Source organism: Micrococcus sp. Mcc28 (genome assembly GCF_024519775.1).
Taxonomy (GTDB): domain Bacteria; phylum Actinomycetota; class Actinomycetes; order Actinomycetales; family Micrococcaceae; genus Micrococcus; species Micrococcus luteus.
The window spans coordinates 102,682-123,955 of sequence record NZ_JALJRH010000002.1 but is presented as its reverse complement, the minus strand read 5'-3'; the positions used below and the strand labels follow the sequence as shown (position 1 = coordinate 123,955).

The following is a 21,274-nucleotide window of genomic DNA, read 5'->3' as shown; positions in this document are numbered from 1 at the left end:
ACAGGACCCTCGCCCGTGCCTGACGAAGGGACCGCATGCTCGTCACCCTGACCGCGCTCTTCGTCGTCGCGCTCGCCGCCCCGGTGCTCTTCCGGTGGACGGGACGTCAGGGCTTCTACCTCCTCGCCGCGGTCCCCGCCGCCGGCTTCGTGTGGCTCCTGACCCAGCTGCCGCACGTGTTCGCCCTGCAGGAGGCGCTCGACGCGGGCCGGCCGATCCCGGCCTCCGCGGCCCACCTGGACCGCAGCGTGCCGTGGGTGCCGTACCTGGACATCGAGCTCGCCTTCCGCATGGACGTGCTGGCCGCGTTCATGTCCCTGATCGTGCTGGGCGTCGGCGCGCTGGTGCTGGCGTACTGCGCCCGCTACTTCCGCGAGCACGAGCCGCGCAACGCGGTGTTCGGCGGCCAGCTGCTGGCCTTCGCCGGCGCGATGTTCGGCCTGGTGACCACGGACGACCTCATGGTGCTCTACACCTTCTGGGAGATCACCTCGGTCCTGTCCTTCCTGCTGATCGGCTACTCGGGCCACCGCATCTTCGCCCGCCGCTCCGCCATCACCGCCCTGATCGTCACCACGTTCGGCGGCCTGGCCATGCTGGCGGGCCTGATCATGCTGGCCCACGCGGCCGGCTCCTGGCGGATCTCCGGCGTGCTGGCCGCGGCCCCCCGCCTCCTCGCGGACGACGGCGGGCGCGTCCTGCTCGAGGTCGCCGTCGGGCTCGTGCTGATCGGTGCGCTGACCAAGTCCGCCCAGGCGCCGTTCCACTTCTGGCTGCCGGGCGCGATGGCCGCCCCGACCCCGGTCTCGGCCTACCTGCACGCGGCCGCGATGGTGAAGGCCGGCGTGTTCCTCGTGGCCCGCCTGGCCCCCGCCTTCCACGAGCTGGCCACGTGGCAGGTGCTCGTGCTCGGCCTGGGCCTGTGGACCCTCATGCTGGGCGGCTGGCGGGCCCTGCGGCAGACCGACGTCAAGCTCGTGCTCGCCTACGGCACGGTCTCCCAGCTCGGCTTCCTCATGGTGGCCAACGGGCTGGGCGTCCGCGACGCAGCGCTGGCCGGCCTCGCGATGCTCCTGGCGCACGCCCTGTTCAAGGCCCCGCTGTTCATGGTGGTCGGCATCATCGACCACGAGGCCGGCACCCGCGACCTGCGCGAGCTCTCCGGCATCGGCCGCCGCCACCCCGTCCTCGCCGCCGTCGCCGTCCTGGCCGCCGCCTCCATGGCCGGCCTGCCCCCGTTCTTCGGGTTCGTGGCCAAGGAGGCGGTCCTGCAGAGCCTGACGGACCACGGCGCGGCCCACGGCGGCCCGCTCGCGTGGGCGCCCCTCGTGCTGATGGCCGCGGGGTCCGTGCTCACCGTGGCCTACACGTGGCGCTTCCTCTGGGGCGCCTTCGCCACCAAGCGCACCCCCGAGGGCGCCCCCGTGCCCGCCACCCGATTCCACACGCGCGTGACCTTCCTCGAGCTCGCCCCCGCCGGGCTGCTGGCGCTCACCGGTCTGGTGCTCGCGGTCCTGCCCGGGCCCCTCGAGCACCTGCTGGCCGCCCACACGGCCACGATCCCGGCCCTGGACCCGGCCGCCTCTCCGGCCCACCTGGCCCTCTGGCACGGCTGGACGCCCGCCCTCGCCGTCTCCGCCGCGGTGTGGCTGCTCGGTGCCCTGCTCGCCCTCGGCCGGCCGGGAGTCGAGGCGTTCCAGCGCCGCGTCGAGTTCCCGGTCGACGCCCTGCGCACGTACCGGAAGATCACCGGCGCCCTCGACGAGGTCGCCGTCTGGGTCACGGGCCGCACCCAGACCGGCTCCCTGCGCCGCTACCTGGCGATCATCCTCACGACGGCGGCCGGCCTGCCCGTCGCCTTCCTCCTGTTCCCCGCCGGGCGGGAGGACCGCCTCCTGGCCACCGCGTTCCTCGACGGGGACATCATCTGGGCAGAGAGCCCGGCGCAGCTGGTCATCGTCCTCATGATCGCCGTCGCCACCGTGTTCGCCGTCCGCGCCCGCCGCCGCTTCAAGGCGATCATGCTGGTGTCCGTGACCGGCTACGGCGCCGCCGCCCTGTTCGCCCTGCGCGGCGCCCCGGACCTCGCCATCACCCAGGTGCTCGTGGAGACCATCATCCTGGTCACCCTCATCCTGGGCCTGCGCGTGCTGCCGCCGGACTGGTACGACCGCCGCACCGGCTCACGGCGGCTGGGCCGCCTGGCCGTGGCCGTCGGGTTCGCGCTGACCATGATGTGGATCGCCGCCACCGCGCTGGCCGCCCGCACCGCCGAGCGCATCTCGCTGCCCATGCCGGAGCTCGCCTACACGGACGGCTACGGCGCCAACGCCGTGAACGTCACCCTCGTGGACATCCGCGCGTGGGACACGTGGGGCGAGATCACCGTGCTGGCCGCCGCCGCCACCGGCGTGGCCTCCCTGATCTTCCTGCAGCACCGCGACGGGCGCACCCGCAGCATCGACGACGTCGCCCCCGGCTCCGTCGGCGACTTCGGCGCCGACTCCTCGCTCGGGGCCCGCGAGCTGTCCGTCGTGCGCAGCTTCGCTGTGGACGATCGCAAGGGCCAGTGGCTCGTGGCCGGCCACACGATGGCCCCCGAGCGGCGCTCGATCATCCTCGAGGTCGTCACCCGCTTCATGTTCCCGATCATGATGCTGCTCTCCGTCTACCTGCTGCTGGCCGGGCACAACACCCCCGGCGGCGGCTTCGCCGGCGGCCTGCTCGCAGGCCTGGCCCTCACGCTGCGCTTCCTCGCCGGCGGCCGGTACGAGCTGCAGGAGGCCTCCGTGATCCCGGCCGGGCCCATGATCGGCCTGGGCCTGGCGATCGCCACGCTCACCGGGATCGCCCCGCTCTTCTTCGGCGGGCAGATCCTGCAGTCCTATGTGGTGGAGTTCACCGACCTGCCGCTGTTCGGCGACGCCCTCAAGCTGGTCTCGGCCACGGCGTTCGACATCGGCGTGTACCTCGTGGTGGTCGGGCTCGTGATCGACGTGCTGCGCTCGCTCGGCGGTGAGGTGGACCGCCGGGGCGAGGAGGCCCGCCGCGCCCGCCTGCGCGCCGCGGCCCGCCGTCGTCATCCGCGCATGCCCACCCCGTCCACCCCCGACGCCCCGGAGGCCGCCCGATGATGACCGTCGACCTGGCCCTGCTCCTGGCGATGGGCGTGATGTTCGCCGGGGGGATCTACCTGGTGCTCGAGCGCAGCCTGACCCGCATCCTGCTGGGGATCATGCTGATCAACAACGGCGCCATCATGCTGCTGTTCCTCGCCTCCGGCGGCGTCGGCCTGGCCCCGCTGTTTGTGCGCGGCCGGGACCCGCACGAGTACGCGGACACCCTGCCGCAGGCGCTGATCCTCACCGCGATCGTGATCGGCTTCGCCGTGGTCGCTTTCCTGACCGCCATGATCTACCGCTCGTGGCTGCTCATCCGCGAGGACGAGGTCGAGGTGGACGCGGAGGACGTCAAGATCGCCCGGATGCCCGCCTGGGACGCGGAGGACGACGCGGAGCTCGTGGAGGAGTCCTCCGAGTTCCTGGACGACGCCGCGGACCCCAACGCCCACTACGAGCACGCCACGGAGTCCCGACCCCACGTGCGCCACGCCTCGCCTACGCCGCCCGCCCGTCCCGGCCCGGCGTCCGCCGTCCGTGCCCACCGCGCCGACGGGGGGCCGCGCCCGTGAGCATCGGCACCCTCCCCCTGACCGACCTGGCCCCGTTGGCCGTCATGCTGCCCGTGCTGGGCGCGGCCGTGACCTTCATGCTCGTGCGCCGCCCCCGCGCGCAGATCACCGTCACGGTCTCCGCGCTCGTGCTCACCCTCGTGCTGGACGCGCTGCTGCTGGCCGCGGTCTGGGACACCGGGGTCGCGGCCGTCCACCTCGGCGGCTGGCCGGCCCCGCTGGGCATCAGCCTCGTGGTGGATCGGCTCTCGGCCCTCATGCTCGTGGTGTCGGCGCTGATCACCCTGGCGGTGCTGCTGTACGCCTCGGCGCAGGGGCTGATCAACCGGGACGAGGGTGGGCCGGTCTCGATCTTCCACCCCACGTTCCTGATCCTCGTGGCGGGCGTGTCCAACGCGTTCCTCGCCGGCGACCTGTTCAACCTCTACGTGGGCTTCGAGATCCTCCTGACGTCCTCCTACGTGCTGCTGACCATGGGGGGCACCGCCCAGCGCATCCGCGCGGGCATCACCTACGTGGTGGTCTCCGTGCTCTCCTCGGTGGTGTTCCTGATCGCGATCGCGATGATCTACGCGGCCACCGGCACCGTGAACATGGCGGACCTGGCCGTGAAGCTGGGCGAGCTGCCCACCGACGTGCAGATGGTCCTGCACGTGCTGCTCCTGGTGGGCTTCGGCATCAAGGCGGCCGTGTTCCCGCTGTCCTTCTGGCTGCCGGACTCGTACCCCACCGCGCCCGCCCCGGTGACCGCGGTGTTCGCGGGCCTGCTCACCAAGGTGGGCGTGTACGCGATGATCCGCACCGAGACGCTGCTCTTCCCGGGGGAGCACGTCAACGCGCTCCTGCTCGTGGTGGCCGCGCTGACCATGGTGGTGGGCATCCTCGGCGCGCTGGCCCAGACGGACATCAAGCGCATCCTGTCCTTCATCCTCGTCTCCCACATCGGCTACATGATCTTCGGCCTGGGCCTGGCCACGGAGGCGGGGCTGGCGGCCACCGTGTACTACGTGGCCCATCACATCACCGTGCAGACCACGCTCTTCCTCGTCACGGGTCTGATCGAGAACCGCGCCGGCACCGCGAACATCGACCGCCTCGGGTCCCTGGCGAAGGTCTCCCCGTTCGTGAGCGTCCTGTTCCTCGTGCCCGCGCTCAACCTCGGCGGCATCCCGCCGTTCTCCGGCTTCCTCGGCAAGGTCGGCCTGCTGCGCGGCGGCGTCGAGCAGGCCACGCCCCTGGCCTACACGCTGGTGGGCGTGTCCCTGCTCGTGTCCCTGCTGACCCTGCTCGTGGTGGTGCGCGTGTGGACCCGCGCGTTCTGGCGCCGCGTCGAGGACGTGGAGCACCCGCCCGCCCAGCTCGTGGCCGCCTACGAGCGGGCCGTCGCCCGTGGCGAGCGCCCCCGCCCGCTCGAGCCGGGCCTCGTGCTGCCCACCACGGCGCTCGTGGGCCTGACGCTGGTGTTCACGGTGGCCGCCGGTCCGCTGTTCGCCCTGGCCGACGAGGCCGCCACGGACATGCTCGACCGCTCGCCCTACATCGCGGCGGTGCTCGACGACGCCGCGGCGGAGCGGGCCGCGGCCACCCTCAGCGTCGACCCGACGGAGGTGCACGATGCCCGGAAGTGACTCCGCCCGCCGCGACGTGGTGCGCCCCGACCGGGTCCGGGGCATCGTGGCCCAGTGGCCGCTGATCCTCGTGATGGTGGCCGTGTGGTGCGCCCTGTGGCAGGACTTCGCCCCGCACGTGGCCCTGGCCGGCCTCGCCTTCGCGCTGCTGATCCTCGGGCTCTTCCCGATGCCGAGCATCCCGTTCAGCGGCCGTCTGAACCCCTGGTGGTCCCTCGTGTTCACGGTGCGGTTCCTCGTCGACGTCGTGCGCGCCTCGGTCAACGTGACCGGGGTGGTGCTGCTGCGTGGCCGCCGCGCCCGCGGCTCGATCGTGGGCGTCCCGCTGCGCAGCCACGACGACCTCATCATCACGCTCGTCAGCCACGCCCTGGTCCTGGTGCCGGGCTCGATCGTGCTGGACGTGGACCGGGTCCGCTCCGTCCTGTACCTGCACGTGCTCGACGCGACCACGGACGAGGACGTGGAGGGCTTCCGCGCCAAGGCCCTCGACGTGGAGGCGGGCATCATCCGCGCCGTCGGCACGCGTGAGGACCTCGAGCTGGTCCGCCGCTTCCCGAGTTCGGCGCCCCCCGCCGCCCGCCCCCCGAAGGAGGAGGCCTGATGGACCCCATGGACCTGGCCACGTGGGCCGGCGGGGCGCTGCTCGTGGTCGGCGCCGTCGGTGCGCTCTACCGGATCGTGCGCGGCCCCTCGCTGCTGGACCGGGCGGTCGCCACGGACGTGCTGCTCGTGGTGTTCTCCGGGATGCTCGTCCTGGAGATGGCCGCGCACCGCCACACCCACCACGTGGTCCTCGTGGTGCTGGCCGCCACCGTCGGCTTCGTCGGCTCGGTGACGGTGGCGCGCTTCGCGGAGGACCGGCGCCCGGACCACTCGCTCGAGGACCAGGCGCGCGTGCCCGGCACCACGGACGTGCCGGGCGGGGAGGAGGGCCGATGACCGACACCGCCACGCTCCTGGACTGGCTGGCCGCGTTCCTGCTCGTCAGCGGCGCCTTCTTCTCCCTGGTGGCCGGCGTGGGCCTGTTCGTGCTGCCGGACCTGCTGGCCCGCATGCACGCCGCCGCCAAGCCGCAGGTCCTCGGCCTGCTGCTCATGCTCGCCGGGCTGGGGATCGTGTGGCGGTCGTGGGTGTGGCTGCCCGTGCTGTTCCTGGCGTGGATCACCCAGATGGTCACGGCCCCGGTGGCCTCCCACCTGGTGGGCCGCACGGGCTACCGCACCAAGCACGCCCGCCGTGAGCTGCTGCACCGGGACGAGCTGGCCGCCGTCGGCCGTCGGGCCGAGCCCCCGGCGGACCCCGGGCCCCGCCGCGCCGGCGCCCGGCCGCGTGGGCGCCGCTGACGCCACCGCGCACAGCACGACGGCCGCCGTCCGGATCCCTCCGGACGGCGGCCGTCGTCGTGGTGGCGGGGCGGCTCAGACCTCGTGGTCCACGCGGTGCGCGGTGGACTCGGACACCTTGCGGATCGCGGCGCCGGCGCCGCGCTGGCCGGCGACCTTCAGCAGCGCCGCGACGCCCGCGGAGATGAACGCGAAGGACAGGGCCTCGACGAGGGGCAGCGTCTCGTCGGCCGCGTCGTCCGGGGCGCTGTGGCCGGTGACGAGCCGCCAGCCGCCCGCGACCACGCGGGAGCCGACGATGCCGCCGACCAGCGTGATGCCGGCGGACAGGGCTTTCTGGACGAGCGTGTTCATGGTGCGCCTTCCGTGGTCGGGGATATCACGTGCGGTTGCGGTCGCGGCCGACGACGTCGGACGGGCCGGTCTCCAGCCTAGCCCGCGGTGGGCACCGGGTCGCCGCTGACGTGCCGGCCGGGGTCGCCGTCGGCGTCCAGATGGGCCTGCAGCATGCCGGTGAGCTCGTGGTCCACGGGGATCTCGACGCCGTCGACGGCGCGCACCGGCAGGACGCCGCGCACCGAGGAGACGAGCCAGACGCCCTCGGCGCCCTGGAGGTCCGCCGGGACGAGCGGGCCGTAGCCGAGCTCCCAGCCGTCCGCGTGGGCGGCCGCGAAGATCACGGCCTGGGACGTGCCGGCGAGGATGCCCTTCTGGCGCAGTGGGGTGAGGAGGCGGCGGACGCCGTCCTCCCCGGTGCGCACGATCAGCACCGTGGAGGTGGGGCCCTCGAGCAGGTAGCCGTCCGCGCTGGTGAAGACGACGTCGTCGGCGCCGTGGTCGCGGGCGTAGCGCAGGGCGGCCATGTTCACGGCGTAGGAGAGGGTCTTCGCGCCGGTGAGCAGCCACGGGGAGCGCTCGGGGGCCTGCGAGTCGATGCCGCGGTCCAGCAGCAGCACCCGCAGCCCCCGCCGCCGCTCCTCGTCCTCGACCACTGGGGCCGGGCTCAGCAGCGCCCACGCGGTGGGCGTGGGCACCGCGCCGGGAGCCGCGTCCGGGCCGCGCGTGACGGTCAGGCGCACGGCGAGACGGTCCCCGGGCGCGACGTCGTTGGCCTCGGTGAACGCCCGCAGGCCGAGCGCGACGGCGGCCTCCCACGCCGCCGCCTCGGGAGCGGCCAGCTGCAGGGCGGAGGCAGACGCGGCCAGCCGGCCGAGGTGGGCTCCGAGCTTGCGCATGCGCAGGGTCCCGAGGCCGTCGGCGACCGCGAGCGCGGTCTCGAAGATGCCGTCGCCGCGCGTGACCCCCTGGTCCGTGACGCTCAGGTGCGGGACGGCCGGGTCCGCGAGCCGCGGGGCGGGGGCACCGTCCGCGTCCGTCCCGAGCAGGACGAGGACGGGCGAGCCGGCGGCGGGGGAGAAGGAGGTGGGACGCATCCGCCCAGGATAGACGCCGCCCCCGGCCGATCGGGGCCGGGGGCGGGCGTCAGGCGGGGGCGGTCAGGCCCGGTGGGCGCCGCCGTCCGGGGCGGGGCCGGAGGGGTGCGCCGGGGCGTGGGCGCGCTCGAGCTGGGCGCCCTCCACGTCCACGTCCGGCATGATGCGGTCCAGCCACCGGGGCAGCCACCACGCCGCGTCCCCGAGCAGGTGCATCAGGGCCGGCATCAGCAGCAGCCGGACGACGAACGCGTCCAGCAGCACGCCGAAGGCCAGGCCGAAGCCCATCGGGCGGATCATCGCGTCGTGGGCGAAGATGAACCCGCCGAACACGGAGATCATGATGATCGCCGCGGCGATCACGACGGCCCGGCCCGAGCGCAGGCCGGTCAGCACGGCCTGGCGGGCGGGCAGGCCGTGGGCGTAGGCCTCGCGCATGCCGGAGGCGATGAACAGCTGGTAGTCCATGGCCAGGCCGAACAGCACGCCGATCATGATGGTCGGCAGGAAGCTGAGCACGGGGCCGGGGTTGTGGACCCCGAACACCGAGCCGAGCCAGCCCCACTGGTAGATGGCCACCACGCCGCCCATGGCGGCGAACATGGAGAGCACGAACCCGCCGGTGGCGATCAGCGGCACCAGGATCGAGCGGAACACCAGCACCATGATCAGCAGGGACAGGCCCACCACCACGCCCAGGTAGAGGGGCAGGGCGTCGGAGAGCTTCTCCGAGACGTCGATGAACCCGCTGGTCATGCCGGCCACGCCGAGGTTGGAGGCCTCGCCGGCCGGCTCGGTGGCGCGCAGCTCGCGCACCAGCTCCTCGGTGGAGACGGCGTTCGGGCCCTCCTCGGGCAGCACCTGGAACATGGTGACGGTGCGGTCCTCGTTGAAGCCCGCGGGCACCACGGCGTGCGCGTGCTCGAGGCCGGCGAGCTGCTCGCCCACCGCCAGGCGGGCGTCCTCGGCCGCGTCCTCGTCCAGGCCGGCGGGCAGGTCCACGGTCACCACGAGCGGGCCGTTGTAGCCCTAGCCGAACTTCTCGGCGGTGAGCTCGTACGCAACCTGCGAGTCGGAGCCCTCCGGCTCGGACCCGCCGTCCGGCAGGCCCAGGCGCATCGAGCCGACCGGCAGGGCCACGAGGACGAGCAGGGCCACGGAGGCGAGTGCCGTGGCGAGGGCGGTCGGCGTGGACAGCGTGGCGCGGCGGTGGGCGCGGCGCACGGCGTGGGCGCCCTCGCCGACGGCCGGGGAGGTGTCGGTGAGCCGTGCGCGCTCCCGGCGGGAGAGCACGCGCGGGCCGGCCAGGGCCAGCAGGGCCGGGGTCAGGGTCACCGCCACGAGCACGGCGACGGCCACGCAGGCCGCGCCCACCGTGCCCATCAGGCCCAGGAAGCCGATGCCGGTGACGTTCAGGGCCGCGAGGGCGATCACCACGGTCACGCCGGCGAACACCACGGCGTTGCCGGAGGTGCCGGTGGCCAGCGCGATCGACTCGTGCAGGCCCGTGCCGCGACGCAGCTCATGGCGGTGCCGGTTGACGATGAACAGCGCGTAGTCGATGCCCACGGCCAGGCCCAGCATCACCCCGAGCACCGGGGTCACGGACATCATCTCCACGGCGGAGGAGAACGCGAGCGCCCCGGCGGCGCCCACGCCCACGCCCACCAGCGCGTTGATCAGAGGCAGGCCCGCGCCCACGAGGGTGCCGAGCATGACCATCAGCACGATCGCGGCGACCACGAGGCCCACGACCTCGCCCGGGCCGAGCAGGGAGAGCACGGTGGCGTTGAGCTCCTGGGACGGATGCACCGCGACGCCGTCGATGTCCGCGCCGGTGAGGGCGCCGGTGACCGCCTCCTTGTCCTCGGCGGTCACGTCCAGGGTCGGCGTCGTGAAGGTGACGATCCCGACGGCGGTGCTGCCGTCCTCGGACACGGTGCGGAAGTCCTCCGCGAGGGCCAGGGTGCGCTCGCCGCGCTCGGCCTCGACGCGGCCCTCGTCCAGCTCGGCGCGGCCGTCGGCGAGGTCGGCCTCGGCCTGGTCCAGGCGCTCCGCGCCGGCGGCCAGCTGGGCCCGGCCGTCCTCGAGCTCGGCGACGCCACGCTCGTACTCGGCCCGGCCCTCGTCGATCTTCTGCTGCTGCGCGTCCAGCTCAGCCTCGGCCGCGTCCAGGGCCTGCTGCCGTCCCGCGGCCACCTGCTCGCGGCCGGCCTCGAGCTCGGCCTCGGACTCCTGCAGCTGCTGCCGGCCGGCGGCGAGTCGGGCGGCGCCGTCGTCGGCCTCGGCCTGGGCGGCCGCGAGCTGTTCGGCGCCCGCGTCGGCCTCGGCCTGGGCGGCCTCCAGCTGGGCGCGGGCGGCGTCGGCCTGGTCCTGACCGGCCGCCAGCTGCGCCTCGCCGGCGGCGAGCTGCGCCTCCTGGTCGGCGAACTGCGCGGCGACCTGCTCCGCCGGGATGCCGGCGGCCTCGGCCTCGGCCAGTGCGGCGTCCCGGGCCTGCTCGAGCTCGGCGCGGCCCGCGGCCAGCTGCTCGGCCTGGGCGTCGAGCTCGGCCTGCCCGGCCTCGAGCTCGGCCCACCGGGCGTCGAGCTCGGCCTGCGCGGCCTCGAGCTCCTGACGCCGCGCGTCGATCTCGGCCTGCCCGGCCTCGAGGCGCTCCGCCTGCTCCTCGAGCTCGGCGCGGCCGGCGTCGAGCTGCTCCTGGCCTTCGGCCACCTGCTGCTCGGCCTCCCGGAGCGGGGCCAGGGCCTCGGCCGGCAGGGCGTCCAGGCCACGCTCCTCGAGGTCGGCGCGCGCGGCGTCGAGCTTCGCCTGCCCCTCCTCCAGCTGGGCGGCGGCCTCGGCCAGGCGCTGCTCGCCCGCGTCGGCCTCGGCCGTGCGACGCTCGAGCTCGGCCCGGCCGTCCTCGATCTCCTGGCGTCCGTCCGCGAGGCGCTGCTCGCCGTCGGCCAGCTCGGTGCGGCCCTCGTCCAGCCGGGTGCGGGCGTCGTCCTGCTGGGCCTGGGCCTCGAACGGGTCCACGACGCCCTCCACGGCCGGCTGCTCGGCGACGTCGTCCAGCAGGGCGGTGATCTGCTCGCGCTGGGCGTCGGTCAGGGGGGAGCCGTCCTCGGTGGTGAACACGACCTGGCCCCTGCCGCGGGAGGCTTCGGGGAACTCCTCCTTGAGACGGTCCGTGACCTGGGCGGTGGGGGTGCCGGGGATGGTGACGGTGGAGGAGAGCGTGCCGCCGAAGGCGAGGAACCCGCCGACGGCGAGGGCCAGGGCGAGCACCCAGGCGAGGATCACGAGGAGGGGGCGGCGGGCGGCGCCGAGGCCGAGACGGTAGAGCAGTGTTGCCATGGGAAGGGGAGGTCTCCGTGCGCTGGGGTGGGACGCGGCCGGACGCGGCGCGCCGCCTCCGATGCTACACCTAAGCGGAGCGAACCGCTCCGGTCCCGGCGCGGGCGCCCGGCTGGCCCGCACGCAGACCCCGACGCCCCCGGCCCCGGGCACCGCCGCCGTCAGGCGGAGGGCAGACGCAGGATCAGGTCCGCCGCGGCGCGCGGGGCGTGCCGGGCCAGGTAGTCCTCCTCCTGTGCGGCCCAGCGGTCCCAGTGCGGGGCGAAGGTCTCACCGTCCCGGGCCAGCGCCCGCGTGCGCCGCGCGGGGGTCTCGAGCTCGAGCCACACCGCCAGGTCGAGCAGCGGCCGGGCGGCGGTGCTGAGCGCGCCCACGCCCTCGCACACCACGACGTCGGCCGGCGCGGTCCCCCGCGGCGGACCGGGGGCGGCACGGTGCCAGTCCCATGTGGTCCAGGTCGCCGTGCCGCCCTCCCGCAGCGCGCGCACGACGGCCGGGTAGGGGCCGTCGTCGCCCACCGCCGCGGCCAGCCCGTCCCAGCCCCGGTACATGGACTCGATCTCGATCACCTCGACGCGCGCGAACGGTGCGATCCGGGCCGCGAGCGCGGCGGCGAGGACGGTCTTGCCCGACCCCGAGCGGCCGTCGAGGCCGATGAGCGCCGGTCGAGTCACGGGTCCTCCGGGGCGGGGTCCGTCAGTGCGGCGGTGGCCGCCTCGAGCACCCGCACCGCAGCCCGCAGCTCCGCGGCGGAGAATCCCTCGAGGGCGGCGCTCAGCCGCTGGGACATCGGTTCGAACGCGCGCTGTCCGTCGCGGCGGGCCGTGTCCGTGTGCTCCACCAGCACGCGCCGCCGGTCGCCCTCGTCCCGGCGGCGGCGGACGTGGCCCGCGGCGGCCAGGCGGTCCACGAGGGCGGTGGCCGAGGCCCGGGTGAGGTGCAGGTGGGCGCCGAGGTCCGAGGCCGTGACGGGCTCACCGGCCGCCGCGCGGGCCATCAGGTACGCGAGGGCTCTGAGGTCCGTGCGGTGCAGGCCGACGCCGCGGCCGGCCTCGTCCACGGCGTGCTCCGCGCTCTCGCTGAAGACGCGCAGCGCGTGGACCACGGCGAGGTGCTCCGCGGGGGCGGAGGGGGGCTGCGTGGTCATGGCCGGGAGTCTAGCCAGCCCCCATGGTTGTTTGATCATCGAACCACCCCCTACGCTCGGAGGCATGCCCACCCCGCCTGACCTCTCCGGCTTCCGCACCCCCGCCGCGCCGGGGCGTCCCTCCCGGGGGCTGCGGCTGGGCCTGGCCGCGGCGCTCACCGTGGTCTGGCTCGCCGTGCTCGGCCTGGGCGGCCCCGTGTTCGGCAAGATCGGCGACGTCTCCTCGAATGACCAGGCCACCTTCCTGCCGGCGTCGGCCGAGTCCACCCGCGCGGGGGCGGAGGCGGCGGCGTTCCAGGACGGCGAGGCCGTGCCCGCCGTCGTCGTGGGCCCGGCGAGCACAGCGGACCCCGCGGCCGCCTTCCCCGCGCTCGCGGACCTCGCGGGCCGGCTGGGCGAGGTGCCGGGCGTGACCGACGTCGCCGGCCCGATCCCCTCCGACGACGGCGCGGCGGTGCAGTTCCTGGCCTTCGTCGACTCCTCGGTCGGGGCCGAGCGGCCCGTGGCCGACGTGGTGGCCGACCTGCGGGAGGTCGTGGCGGACCCCGCGGCCGCCGACCCCGCCCTCGCCGGGACCGTGGCCGCGGACACCGAGTGGCACGTGGGCGGCCCGGCGGGCCTGGTCGCCGAGCTGGGCGGCGCGTTCGCGGGGATCGACGGGCTGCTGCTGCTCGTGGCGCTCGCGGTGGTGTTCGTGATCCTCGTGGCGGTCTACCGCTCCGTCCTGCTGCCGGTCCTCGTGCTCCTGACGGCCGTGGCCGCGCTCTGCGGCGCGATCGTGGCCGTCTACGGGATGGCCCTGGCGGGCTGGATCCAGCTCAACGGCCAGGCCCAGGGCATCCTCTCGATCCTCGTGATCGGCGCGGCCACCGACTACTGCCTCCTGCTCGTGGCCCGGCACCGCGAGGAGCTGCTGGTCCGGGCGGACGTCGGGGAGGCGCTGCGGGCCGCCGTGCGCGGGTCCTTCGGCGCGATCACCGCGTCCGCCTCGACCGTGGCCCTCGCCCTGCTGATCCTGATGGCCTCGGACCTCAACTCGACGCGCTCCCTCGGCCCCGTGGCCGCCACGGGTGTGGCGTTCGCGTGGCTCGCCGCCCTGACCCTGCTGCCGGCGCTGCTGCGGCTGACCGGGCGTGCCGCCTTCTGGCCCACGATCCCGTCCCCCGAGCGCGCGCGCCGTCGCGCGGAGCGCCGCGCCGCCCGGGGCCGGGCCTTCACCCCGCCGCGCGACGGGGCGGGCCGGCCCGTCGCCGGCCTCGAGGAGGACCACGGGGTGTGGACGCGGGTGGGCGCCGTCGTCGCGCGCCGGCCCCGTCTCGTCTGGGTCGCCACGACGGTCGTGCTCCTCGCCCTCTGCGGCGGTCTGCTGCAGCTGCGCGCGGACGGCGTCGCCCAGGAGGACGTGCTGCTCGGCGACTCCGACGCCCGGCAGGCCCAGGCCCTGCTGAGCGAGCACTTCGACGCCGGCGCGGGCGCCCCCGCCCAGATCCTCGCCCCGGCCGGGGACGCGGAGGCGGTGCTCGCCGCCGTCGCGGAGGACCCCGGCGTGGCCGAGGCCGAGGTCACCACGGACGCCCCCGAGGCCGCCGCGGGCCCACCCCCGGGCGTGACCGACGCGGAGGGCGGGGCGGGCGCCGCGTCCGCGCCGGAGCCGCAGCCCCGCGTGGTGGACGGCCGCGTGCTGGTCTCGGCCACCCTGGCGGACCCGGGCGAGTCCCTTGCCGCGCAGCAGACCGTGGCCCGCCTGCGCGACCGGCTCGCGGACCTCCCGGCCACGGGCGAGATCCTCGTGGGCGGCCCGGCGGCCCAGGCGCTGGACACGAACGTCACCACGCAGCGCGACCTGCGGGTCGTCATCCCGCTGATCCTCGCGATGCTGCTGGTCATCCTCGCGGTGCTGCTGCGCTCGCTCCTGGCACCCGTGCTGCTCGTGGCGGCCACCGTGGTCAGCTTCGGCGCGGCCCTGGGCGTCTCGGCCCTCGTGTTCCGGCACGTGTTCGGCTTCGAGGACGCCGACCCCACCGTGCCGCTGTACGGCTTCGTCTTCCTCGTGGCGCTCGGGATCGACTACACGATCTTCCTGATGACCCGGGCGCGGGAGGAGACGCCGCGGCACGGCACGCGGGCGGGCGTGCTGCGCGCCCTCACCGTCACGGGCGGGGTCATCACCTCGGCCGGCGTCGTGCTGGCGGCCACCTTCGCCGCGCTCGCGGTGATCCCGCTGATGTTCATGGTGCAGTTGGCGTTCATCGTCGCGTTCGGCGTGCTGCTCGATACGCTGATCGTGCGCTCCCTGCTGATCCCGGCGCTCGTGCGGGACATCGGCCCGAAGGTGTGGTGGCCGGCGAAGGTCGACTGAACCGCGCAGGAGGGAGGGGCCCGACCGTCAGTGCGGTCGGGCCCCTCCGGTGCACGGGCGCCTCAGGGGCGCGCGGTCACTTCTTCTTGGACTTCTTCGCGTCCGACTTCTTCGTGCGCCCGGCCTTCGGGGCGGGCGCGGACTGGGCGCCCTTCACGCGGCCCGCGGCGGCGGCCTCGGTGGTGGTGCCTGCGCTGCTCAGCCGGCCGTCGTCGGTGGTCAGGAACGAGCGCATGAACCACTGGAACAGCTCGAGCTGGGCCACCTGGTCGATGAGGATGTCCTGCGTGACCGGGTCGAGGTCCTCGGTGGCGTCGATCGCGGCGCGGTGGTCCGTCACGACGCCGTCGTAGACGAGGTCCAGCGCGGCCAGGTGCTCCAGGGTCGACGCGCGGCCCAGCGTGTAGTCGTCCCACGCGCGGGCGGCCACGAGTGCGCCCGGGGTGCCGGCGGGGGAGACGCCCAGGGTGGCGATGCGCTCCGCGAGGACGTCCACCATCCCGCGGACCAGCTCGATCTGGGGGTCGAGCATCTCGTGCACGCCGATGAAGCCGGGGCCCACCACGTTCCAGTGGGCGTGCTTCAGGGTGAGCTGCAGGTCGTTGAGGGCGTGCAGACGGCCCTGGAGGATCTCGGCGGTGCGTCGGCCCGTGCTCAGCGACAGGCCCGGGACGGTGTACTCGGCGGCGTTCTTCTCGGCCATGGTGGTGCTCCTTCTCCGTTGGGGTGGGCGCGCCGTCGGCGACGCCCCGTGATCCGCCATCCAACCGCGTGAGGTCGTCGTGTTTCCAGGTCTGAGCGGCGTGCGCGGGCGGGTCCGGAGCGGATCCGCGGCGCCGGGAATGGATCGCGGACGGCCCGCGTTGACCCCCGCAGAAGCAGAAGTGAGTGAAGTCGACTCAGGTTCACTTGACAGTCCACCGACCCGGTGGCAACCTGAGTCATGAAGGCTCAAGTCCCTGTGGCGTCGGTGCCCCCGGCCCGCGGGTCCGGCCCCCGCTTCACCGTCAGACAGGAAGGACCCCACCATGTCCCGTGCAGTCGGCATCGACCTCGGCACCACCAACTCCGTCGTCGCCGTCCTCGAGGGCGGCGACCCGGTCGTCATCGCGAACGCCGAGGGCGCCCGCACCACCCCGTCCGTCGTCGCGTTCTCCAAGGGCGGGGACGTCCTGGTCGGCGAGGTCGCCAAGCGCCAGGCCGTCAACAACCCCGAGCGCACCTACGCGTCCGTCAAGCGCCACATGGGCACCGACTGGACCACCGAGGTGGACGGCAAGAAGTACACCCCGCAGGAGATCTCGGCCCGCACGCTGATGAAGCTCAAGCACGACGCCGAGGAGTACCTGGGTGAGAAGGTCACCGACGCGGTGATCACCGTGCCCGCCTACTTCAACGACGCCGAGCGCCAGGCCACCAAGGAGGCCGGCGAGATCGCGGGCCTGAACGTCACCCGTATCATCAACGAGCCCACCGCGGCCGCCCTGGCCTACGGCCTGGAGAAGGGCAAGGAGGACGAGCTCATCCTGGTCTTCGACCTGGGCGGCGGCACCTTCGACGTGTCCCTGCTCGAGGTCGCCAAGGACGAGGACGACTTCGCCACCATCCAGGTGCGCGCCACCGCCGGCGACAACCGCCTCGGCGGCGACGACTGGGACCAGCGGATCGTGGACTGGCTGCTCCAGCAGGCCAAGTCCAAGGGCGCGGACCTGTCCAAGGACAAGATCGCCCTGCAGCGTCTGAAGGAGGCAGCGGAGCAGGCCAAGAAGGAGCTCTCCTCGGCCACCTCCACCAACATCTCGCTGCAGTACCTGTCCGTGACCCCCGAGGGCCCGGTGCACCTGGACGAGCACCTCTCCCGCGCCAAGTTCCAGGACCTCACCAAGGACCTGCTCGAGCGCACCCGCAAGCCGTTCGAGGACGTCATCAAGGAGGCCGGCGTCAAGGTCTCCGACATCGACCACGTGGTCCTCGTCGGCGGCTCGACCCGCATGCCCGCCGTCTCCGACCTGGTGAAGGAGCTGACCGGCGGCAAGGAGCCCAACAAGAGCGTGAACCCGGACGAGGTCGTCGCCATCGGCGCCGCGGTGCAGGCCGGCGTGCTCGCCGGCGAGCGCAAGGACGTGCTCCTGATCGACGTGACCCCGCTGTCGCTGGGCATCGAGACCAAGGGCGGTGTGATGGCCAAGCTCATCGAGCGCAACACGGCCATCCCGACCAAGCGCTCCGAGACGTTCACCACGGCCGAGGACAACCAGCCCTCCGTGTCCATCCAGGTCTTCCAGGGCGAGCGCGAGTTCACCCGGGACAACAAGGCGCTGGGCACCTTCGAGCTGACCGGCATCGCCCCGGCCCCGCGCGGCATGCCCCAGATCGAGGTCACCTTCGACATCGACGCGAACGGCATCGTGCACGTCTCCGCGAAGGACAAGGGCACCGGCACCGAGCAGTCGATGACCATCACGGGCGGCTCCTCGCTGTCCAAGGAGGACATCGACCGCATGGTCAAGGACGCCGAGGCCCACGCGGACGAGGACAGGAAGCGCCGTGAGGCCGCCGACCGCCGCAACCAGGCGGAGCAGTCCGCGTACTCCGTGGACAAGCTCCTGCAGGACAACGCGGACAAGCTGCCCGAGGACGTCAAGACCGAGGTGCAGGCCGACGTCGACGCCCTGAAGGCCGCCCTGGAGAAGCAGGACAACGACGACGAGGTCGCCGCCGCGTTCGAGAAGCTCCAGGCCTCCCAGGTCAAGATCGGCGAAGCCCTCTACGCCCAGCAGGGCGCGGAGTCGGCCGACGCCGGCGCCGAGTCCGCCGCCCCGCAGGACGACGACGAGGACATCGTCGACGCCGAGGTGGTCGACGAGGACGACGAGAAGAAGGCCTGACACCCCGGTGCCGGGGCGGGCGTCCACGCCCGCCCCGCCCGGAGGCCCACGACGCCGGCGGGCCGGCCTTCCCGCACCACCCCCCCCGCGCGGCGGACCCGCCGCGCCCACCCGCTTCGAAAGGACACACCATGAGCGCCGACCAGCAGCGTCCGCACGGCTCCTCCGATGCCGAGCGCGGCTCCGAGGAGGAGCCCATCGTGTTCAACGACCGTCGCCGAATCGACCCCGAGACCGGTGAGCCCCGGGTCTCCGCCGAGAGCGCGGCCGAGCAGGCCGAGGACGGCGACGCCCTCGCCCAGGCCGAGCGCATCCTCGACGAGGCCGGCGCGCAGGCCGGGACCGAGGCGCCGCAGCCCGCGGCCTCGGACCGCGAGGCCGAGCTCGAGACCGACCTGCGCCGGCTGCAGGCCGAGTTCGTGAACTACAAGCGTCGCGTGGACCGCGACCGCGACCTGGCCAGGGACGCCGGTGTGGTCAAGGCCGTCACCGCGCTGCTGCCGGTGCTCGACGACATCGACGCCGCCCGCGCCGCCGGCGACCTGACGGACGGTCCGTTCGCCGCGATCGCGACCAAGCTCGACACCGCCCTGGCCGGCCTCGGCCTCGAGCGCCACGACCAGGAGGCGCTGGCCGGCGTCGAGTTCGACCCGGCCGTGCACGAGGCCGTGATGCGCCAGCCGCACGCAGAGGTGCCCGCGGACCACGTGGTCCAGGTCTTCCGCAACGGCTATCTCCGGGACGGCCGCGTGCTGCGCGCCGCCCAGGTGATGGTCTCCGCCGGAGACGAGTGACCCCGTCGGCCGGCGGCCCACCCCGCCGCCGGCCGACCCCCCTGACCGATGCACACGAGAGGAGGCACCATGGCCTCGCAGGATTGGATGGACAAGGACTTCTACGCGACCCTGGGGGTGTCCAAGGACGCCTCCGAATCGGACGTGAAGAAGGCCTACCGCAAGCTCGCCCGCACCCACCACCCGGACCAGAACCCCGGGGACGAGGCGGCCGAGAAGAAGTTCAAGGAGATCTCGGAGGCGTATGCCGTCCTGAGTGACCCCCAGGAGCGCCAGGAGTACGACGCGATCCGTGCGATGGGCGGCGGCGCCCGGTTCTCCGCCCCGGGCGGTGCCGGCGGCGGCGGCTTCGAGGACGTCTTCGGCGGCATGTTCGGCGGCGGGGGCGGCCCCCGCACCACGCAGTCCGGGCCCGACCTGTCGGACCTGTTCAGCGGGATGTTCGGCGGCGCCGCCGGCCAGACCGGCGGCTTCGGCGACGCCGGCTACCCGCGGCCGCGCCCCACGAAGGGCGCGGACCGCACCGCCACCACCACGATCTCCTTCCGCGGTTCGATCCAGGGCACCACGGTGTCCCTGCGCGCCCCGGACGGCGAGACGATCGAGGTGAAGATCCCGAAGGGCATCCGCGACGGCCAGAAGGTCCGGGCCCGCGGCAAGGGCTCGCCCGGTGCGGCCGGCCGCGGCGACCTGCTGGTCACCGTGCACGTGCGCGAGCACGAGTTCTTCCACCGGGACGGGGACGACCTGCGCATCACCGTGCCCGTCACCTTCCCCGAGGCCGCCCTCGGCGCCACGATCGAGGTGCCCACGCTGGAGCGCCCCGTGAAGGTGAAGGTGCCGGCGGGCTCCCAGTCCGGCCGCGTGCTGCGCCTGAAGGGCCGCGGTGTCGAGCGCGGGACGACGACGGGTGACCTGCTCGTGGAGCTGCACGTCACCGTGCCCACCGAGCTCGACGACGACGCCCGCGCCGCCATCGAGGCCCTGCAGTCCGCCCTGGCCGGCGACGATCCGCGGCGGGAGCTGGCCCGGAAGGCCGCCTGGTGAGCGCCCGCGACGGCGCCGCCCGCGCGGACCGGGGCCGCGAGCCGGGTCTTGACCGGAACGCCCCCGTCTTCGTGATCTCCGTGGCCGCCGAGATGGCGGACATGCACCCGCAGACCCTGCGCCAGTACGACCGGCTCGGCCTCGTGGTCCCCGCCCGCCAGGGCGGACGGCAACGCCGCTACTCCCTGGCCGATGTCGAGCGGCTGCAGACCGTGCAGGCCCTGAGCCGCGAGGGCATCTCGCTGGAGGGCATCCGCCGCGTGATCGCGCTGCAGCGCGAGGTCGAGCAGCTGCAGGACACCGTGGTCGAGCTGGCGGCCCAGGTGGACCGCCTCCACCACGCCTCCCGCCTGGCCCGCGTCTTCACCGTGGGCTCCGGCGGCGACGTCTCGGCCCGGTACGCCGACCGGATGGCCGCCCGCCGCCAGGCCGCGGCACGGACCGAGGCCGACGCCGCGGGCCAGGCCTCCCCGGGTGTCCTGCGGACGCTGCCCTCCGGCGGTGCCCGCCCCCGACGGGTCCTCACGTGGCAGCCCGAGCAGGACTGAGCCGGGCGTCGTTCGGGGTGGCCGCACGGTCCCGCGTCCGGGAGCGGCTGCGCGCCGACATGGCCCGGCGCGACGGCCTGGGCCGGCGGGCCCGCAGCGCCCTGGACGGGATCGTCCACGCCCTCAAGCCGGAGGGCATGGACCCGCACCTGCCCGCCCGGCATCTGCTGGACTACGTCCTCGACGGCCCGGACGGTCCGCGCGCGGTGGTCGCCGCGGGAGACCCCGCGACCGCCACCCACCTGACCTGGCTCGTCTCCGGCATGGGCATCCGCCCCCAGACGGCCATGTGGGGGACGGCCCGGGAGGCCGCCCACCTCGCCGCCGCCCAGCGCGCCGCCGGCGCACCCCGCCCGGTCGTCATCGCGTGGCTCGGCTACCCCGCGCCCACACCCTGGCGGGTGGTGCTCGACGGCCCCGGCCGGCGCGGCGGCGCGATGCTCGCCGCGGATGTGCGGGCCTGGTGGGAGTTCATGCGCCACGGGCCGGGGGAGGACGACGCCGCCGCCCCGGCCCTGCGCGCCCGCGGGACCGCCGTGCACGGGGCCATGGAGGCCCACTCGTACGGCTCGCTGGTGGCCGCGCACGCCCTGCGCCTGCTCGCGGACCGGGGCCTGCAGCCCGACGACGCCGAGGCCCCGTGGCCGGCCGAGCGTCCCGTCGAGGCCCTCGTGGTCTCGGGCGCGGTCGGCCTGCCCGCCGCCCTGGCAGCCCGGGCCGCGCACCTCGGCCTGCGGTCCGGACGGGTGTTCCGCGCCCTGGCCCCGGGCGACCTCCTCGCCCGGGTCGGCCGTGCGGTGGGCCGTCGTCGGGACTGGACGGACGCCGCCGTGCTGCCGGTGGCCCCGCGGCCCGGCCTGGCGGGGGCCGGCGTCCGCGGCCACCACACGGCCCGCTGGTCGCCGACGGCCCCCGGGGACGCCCCGAGGGGCTACCGGGACGCCGGGTCCGTGACGCTCGCGGCGACCGCGCGGGTGACCGCCGGCCTGCCGCTGCCGCCCGTCCCGGACGGCGCCGACCCGGCCGGGCCGGTCGCCCCGGCCTGAGCGGC

At 74.7% G+C, this 21,274-nt stretch carries 19 protein-coding genes; 12 read left to right on the top strand and 7 right to left on the bottom strand.

What is annotated here, in order from left to right:
• Nucleotides 1-35: 35 nt before the first annotated feature.
• The 6 genes from NR073_RS01535 to mnhG are packed head-to-tail and all read left to right on the top strand — an operon-like array spanning nt 36 to nt 6,665.
• Nucleotides 36-3,134 carry a Na+/H+ antiporter subunit A gene (locus NR073_RS01535; RefSeq protein ID WP_256748554.1) on the top strand — a complete coding sequence of 1,033 codons (3,099 nt, stop codon included), beginning with the start codon at nt 36-38 and terminating at the stop codon, nt 3,132-3,134.
• The gene (locus NR073_RS01530; RefSeq protein WP_010080214.1) at nt 3,131-3,691 is read left to right on the top strand and encodes an NADH-quinone oxidoreductase subunit K; all 561 of its coding nucleotides are present in this window, start codon (nt 3,131-3,133) and stop codon (nt 3,689-3,691) included. Before NR073_RS01535 ends, NR073_RS01530 begins: the two co-directional genes overlap by 4 nt.
• Nucleotides 3,688-5,319, top strand: coding sequence for a Na+/H+ antiporter subunit D (locus NR073_RS01525; RefSeq protein WP_101967511.1), 1,632 nt, complete (start codon nt 3,688-3,690; stop codon nt 5,317-5,319). The genes NR073_RS01530 and NR073_RS01525 overlap by 4 nt, the downstream gene beginning before the upstream one ends.
• Nucleotides 5,306-5,923, top strand: a complete 618-nt coding sequence (locus NR073_RS01520; RefSeq protein ID WP_070708908.1) for a Na+/H+ antiporter subunit E — start codon at nt 5,306-5,308, stop codon at nt 5,921-5,923. Before NR073_RS01525 ends, NR073_RS01520 begins: the two co-directional genes overlap by 14 nt.
• Entirely contained in the window at nt 5,923-6,261 is a 339-nt protein-coding gene (locus tag NR073_RS01515) for a monovalent cation/H+ antiporter complex subunit F (RefSeq protein ID WP_127435190.1), read from the top strand. Before NR073_RS01520 ends, NR073_RS01515 begins: the two co-directional genes overlap by 1 nt.
• Nucleotides 6,258-6,665: a monovalent cation/H(+) antiporter subunit G gene (gene mnhG, locus NR073_RS01510; protein WP_041104525.1), complete on the top strand. Its 408-nt coding sequence runs from the start codon at nt 6,258-6,260 to the stop codon at nt 6,663-6,665. The genes NR073_RS01515 and mnhG overlap by 4 nt, the downstream gene beginning before the upstream one ends.
• A gap of 75 nt (nt 6,666-6,740) precedes the next feature.
• On the opposite strand, the gene NR073_RS01505 is transcribed toward mnhG, so the two are convergent.
• The 6 genes from NR073_RS01505 to NR073_RS01480 form a co-directional block, all read right to left on the bottom strand.
• On the bottom strand, nt 6,741-7,019 hold the full coding sequence (locus tag NR073_RS01505; protein WP_036317169.1) for a DUF4235 domain-containing protein: 279 nt from the start codon (nt 7,017-7,019) through the stop codon (nt 6,741-6,743).
• A 77-nt stretch (nt 7,020-7,096) separates the two neighbouring features.
• Entirely contained in the window at nt 7,097-8,098 is a 1,002-nt protein-coding gene (locus tag NR073_RS01500) for an aminotransferase class IV (RefSeq protein ID WP_101967513.1), read from the bottom strand.
• A 63-nt stretch (nt 8,099-8,161) separates the two neighbouring features.
• On the bottom strand, nt 8,162-9,106 hold the full coding sequence (locus NR073_RS01495) for an MMPL family transporter (RefSeq protein WP_256748553.1): 945 nt from the start codon (nt 9,104-9,106) through the stop codon (nt 8,162-8,164).
• Nucleotides 9,107-9,127: 21 nt separating this feature from the next.
• Nucleotides 9,128-11,440, bottom strand: a complete 2,313-nt coding sequence (locus tag NR073_RS01490; protein WP_256748552.1) for an MMPL family transporter — start codon at nt 11,438-11,440, stop codon at nt 9,128-9,130.
• Nucleotides 11,441-11,601: 161 nt separating this feature from the next.
• Nucleotides 11,602-12,114 (bottom strand): para-aminobenzoate synthase component I, encoded by a 513-nt coding sequence (locus tag NR073_RS01485; RefSeq protein WP_036340014.1) that lies wholly within the window; start codon nt 12,112-12,114, stop codon nt 11,602-11,604.
• Nucleotides 12,111-12,587, bottom strand: a complete 477-nt coding sequence (locus tag NR073_RS01480; protein WP_123244407.1) for a MarR family winged helix-turn-helix transcriptional regulator — start codon at nt 12,585-12,587, stop codon at nt 12,111-12,113. Before NR073_RS01480 ends, NR073_RS01485 begins: the two co-directional genes overlap by 4 nt.
• Before the next feature lie 64 nt (nt 12,588-12,651).
• Here NR073_RS01480 and NR073_RS01475 point away from each other — a divergent pair, with 64 nt between their 5' ends.
• Nucleotides 12,652-14,946, top strand: a complete 2,295-nt coding sequence (locus NR073_RS01475; protein WP_256748551.1) for an MMPL family transporter — start codon at nt 12,652-12,654, stop codon at nt 14,944-14,946.
• A gap of 76 nt (nt 14,947-15,022) precedes the next feature.
• Here NR073_RS01475 and NR073_RS01470 read toward each other — a convergent pair whose 3' ends face one another.
• The gene (locus NR073_RS01470) at nt 15,023-15,649 is read right to left on the bottom strand and encodes a Dps family protein (RefSeq protein WP_036317229.1); all 627 of its coding nucleotides are present in this window, start codon (nt 15,647-15,649) and stop codon (nt 15,023-15,025) included.
• 325 nt (nt 15,650-15,974) lie between these two features.
• Between NR073_RS01470 and dnaK the strand changes: the two genes are divergently transcribed.
• The 5 genes from dnaK to NR073_RS01445 all read left to right on the top strand — a co-directional run bounded on the left by dnaK (nt 15,975) and on the right by NR073_RS01445 (nt 21,269).
• Complete coding sequence (gene dnaK / locus NR073_RS01465) at nt 15,975-17,834, top strand: molecular chaperone DnaK (RefSeq protein ID WP_256748550.1); 1,860 nt, start codon at nt 15,975-15,977, stop codon at nt 17,832-17,834.
• 131 nt (nt 17,835-17,965) lie between these two features.
• Entirely contained in the window at nt 17,966-18,628 is a 663-nt protein-coding gene (locus tag NR073_RS01460; protein WP_010080231.1) for a nucleotide exchange factor GrpE, read from the top strand.
• A gap of 69 nt (nt 18,629-18,697) precedes the next feature.
• On the top strand, nt 18,698-19,675 hold the full coding sequence (locus NR073_RS01455; protein ID WP_036337106.1) for a J domain-containing protein: 978 nt from the start codon (nt 18,698-18,700) through the stop codon (nt 19,673-19,675).
• Nucleotides 19,672-20,223 carry a heat shock protein transcriptional repressor HspR gene (locus NR073_RS01450; protein WP_036337108.1) on the top strand — a complete coding sequence of 184 codons (552 nt, stop codon included), beginning with the start codon at nt 19,672-19,674 and terminating at the stop codon, nt 20,221-20,223. Before NR073_RS01455 ends, NR073_RS01450 begins: the two co-directional genes overlap by 4 nt.
• Nucleotides 20,202-21,269, top strand: coding sequence for an alpha/beta hydrolase (locus NR073_RS01445; protein WP_233263206.1), 1,068 nt, complete (start codon nt 20,202-20,204; stop codon nt 21,267-21,269). Before NR073_RS01450 ends, NR073_RS01445 begins: the two co-directional genes overlap by 22 nt.
• Nucleotides 21,270-21,274: the final 5 nt, after the last annotated feature.

What these genes read in the sequence shown, in the direction of transcription:
- NR073_RS01535 (WP_256748554.1), top strand. Translation starts at nt 36, where the DNA reads ATGCTCGTCACCCTGACCGCGCTCTTCGTCGTCGCGCTCGCCGCCCCG.
- NR073_RS01530 (WP_010080214.1), top strand. Translation starts at nt 3,131, where the DNA reads ATGATGACCGTCGACCTGGCCCTGCTCCTGGCGATGGGCGTGATGTTC.
- NR073_RS01520 (WP_070708908.1), top strand. Translation starts at nt 5,306, where the DNA reads ATGCCCGGAAGTGACTCCGCCCGCCGCGACGTGGTGCGCCCCGACCGG.
- NR073_RS01515 (WP_127435190.1), top strand. Translation starts at nt 5,923, where the DNA reads ATGGACCCCATGGACCTGGCCACGTGGGCCGGCGGGGCGCTGCTCGTG.
- mnhG (WP_041104525.1), top strand. Translation starts at nt 6,258, where the DNA reads ATGACCGACACCGCCACGCTCCTGGACTGGCTGGCCGCGTTCCTGCTC.
- NR073_RS01505 (WP_036317169.1), bottom strand. Translation starts at nt 7,019, where the DNA reads ATGAACACGCTCGTCCAGAAAGCCCTGTCCGCCGGCATCACGCTGGTC.
- NR073_RS01500 (WP_101967513.1), bottom strand. Translation starts at nt 8,098, where the DNA reads ATGCGTCCCACCTCCTTCTCCCCCGCCGCCGGCTCGCCCGTCCTCGTC.
- NR073_RS01490 (WP_256748552.1), bottom strand. Translation starts at nt 11,440, where the DNA reads ATGGCAACACTGCTCTACCGTCTCGGCCTCGGCGCCGCCCGCCGCCCC.
- NR073_RS01480 (WP_123244407.1), bottom strand. Translation starts at nt 12,587, where the DNA reads ATGACCACGCAGCCCCCCTCCGCCCCCGCGGAGCACCTCGCCGTGGTC.
- NR073_RS01475 (WP_256748551.1), top strand. Translation starts at nt 12,652, where the DNA reads ATGCCCACCCCGCCTGACCTCTCCGGCTTCCGCACCCCCGCCGCGCCG.
- NR073_RS01470 (WP_036317229.1), bottom strand. Translation starts at nt 15,649, where the DNA reads ATGGCCGAGAAGAACGCCGCCGAGTACACCGTCCCGGGCCTGTCGCTG.
- dnaK (WP_256748550.1), top strand. Translation starts at nt 15,975, where the DNA reads ATGTCCCGTGCAGTCGGCATCGACCTCGGCACCACCAACTCCGTCGTC.
- NR073_RS01460 (WP_010080231.1), top strand. Translation starts at nt 17,966, where the DNA reads ATGAGCGCCGACCAGCAGCGTCCGCACGGCTCCTCCGATGCCGAGCGC.
- NR073_RS01455 (WP_036337106.1), top strand. Translation starts at nt 18,698, where the DNA reads ATGGCCTCGCAGGATTGGATGGACAAGGACTTCTACGCGACCCTGGGG.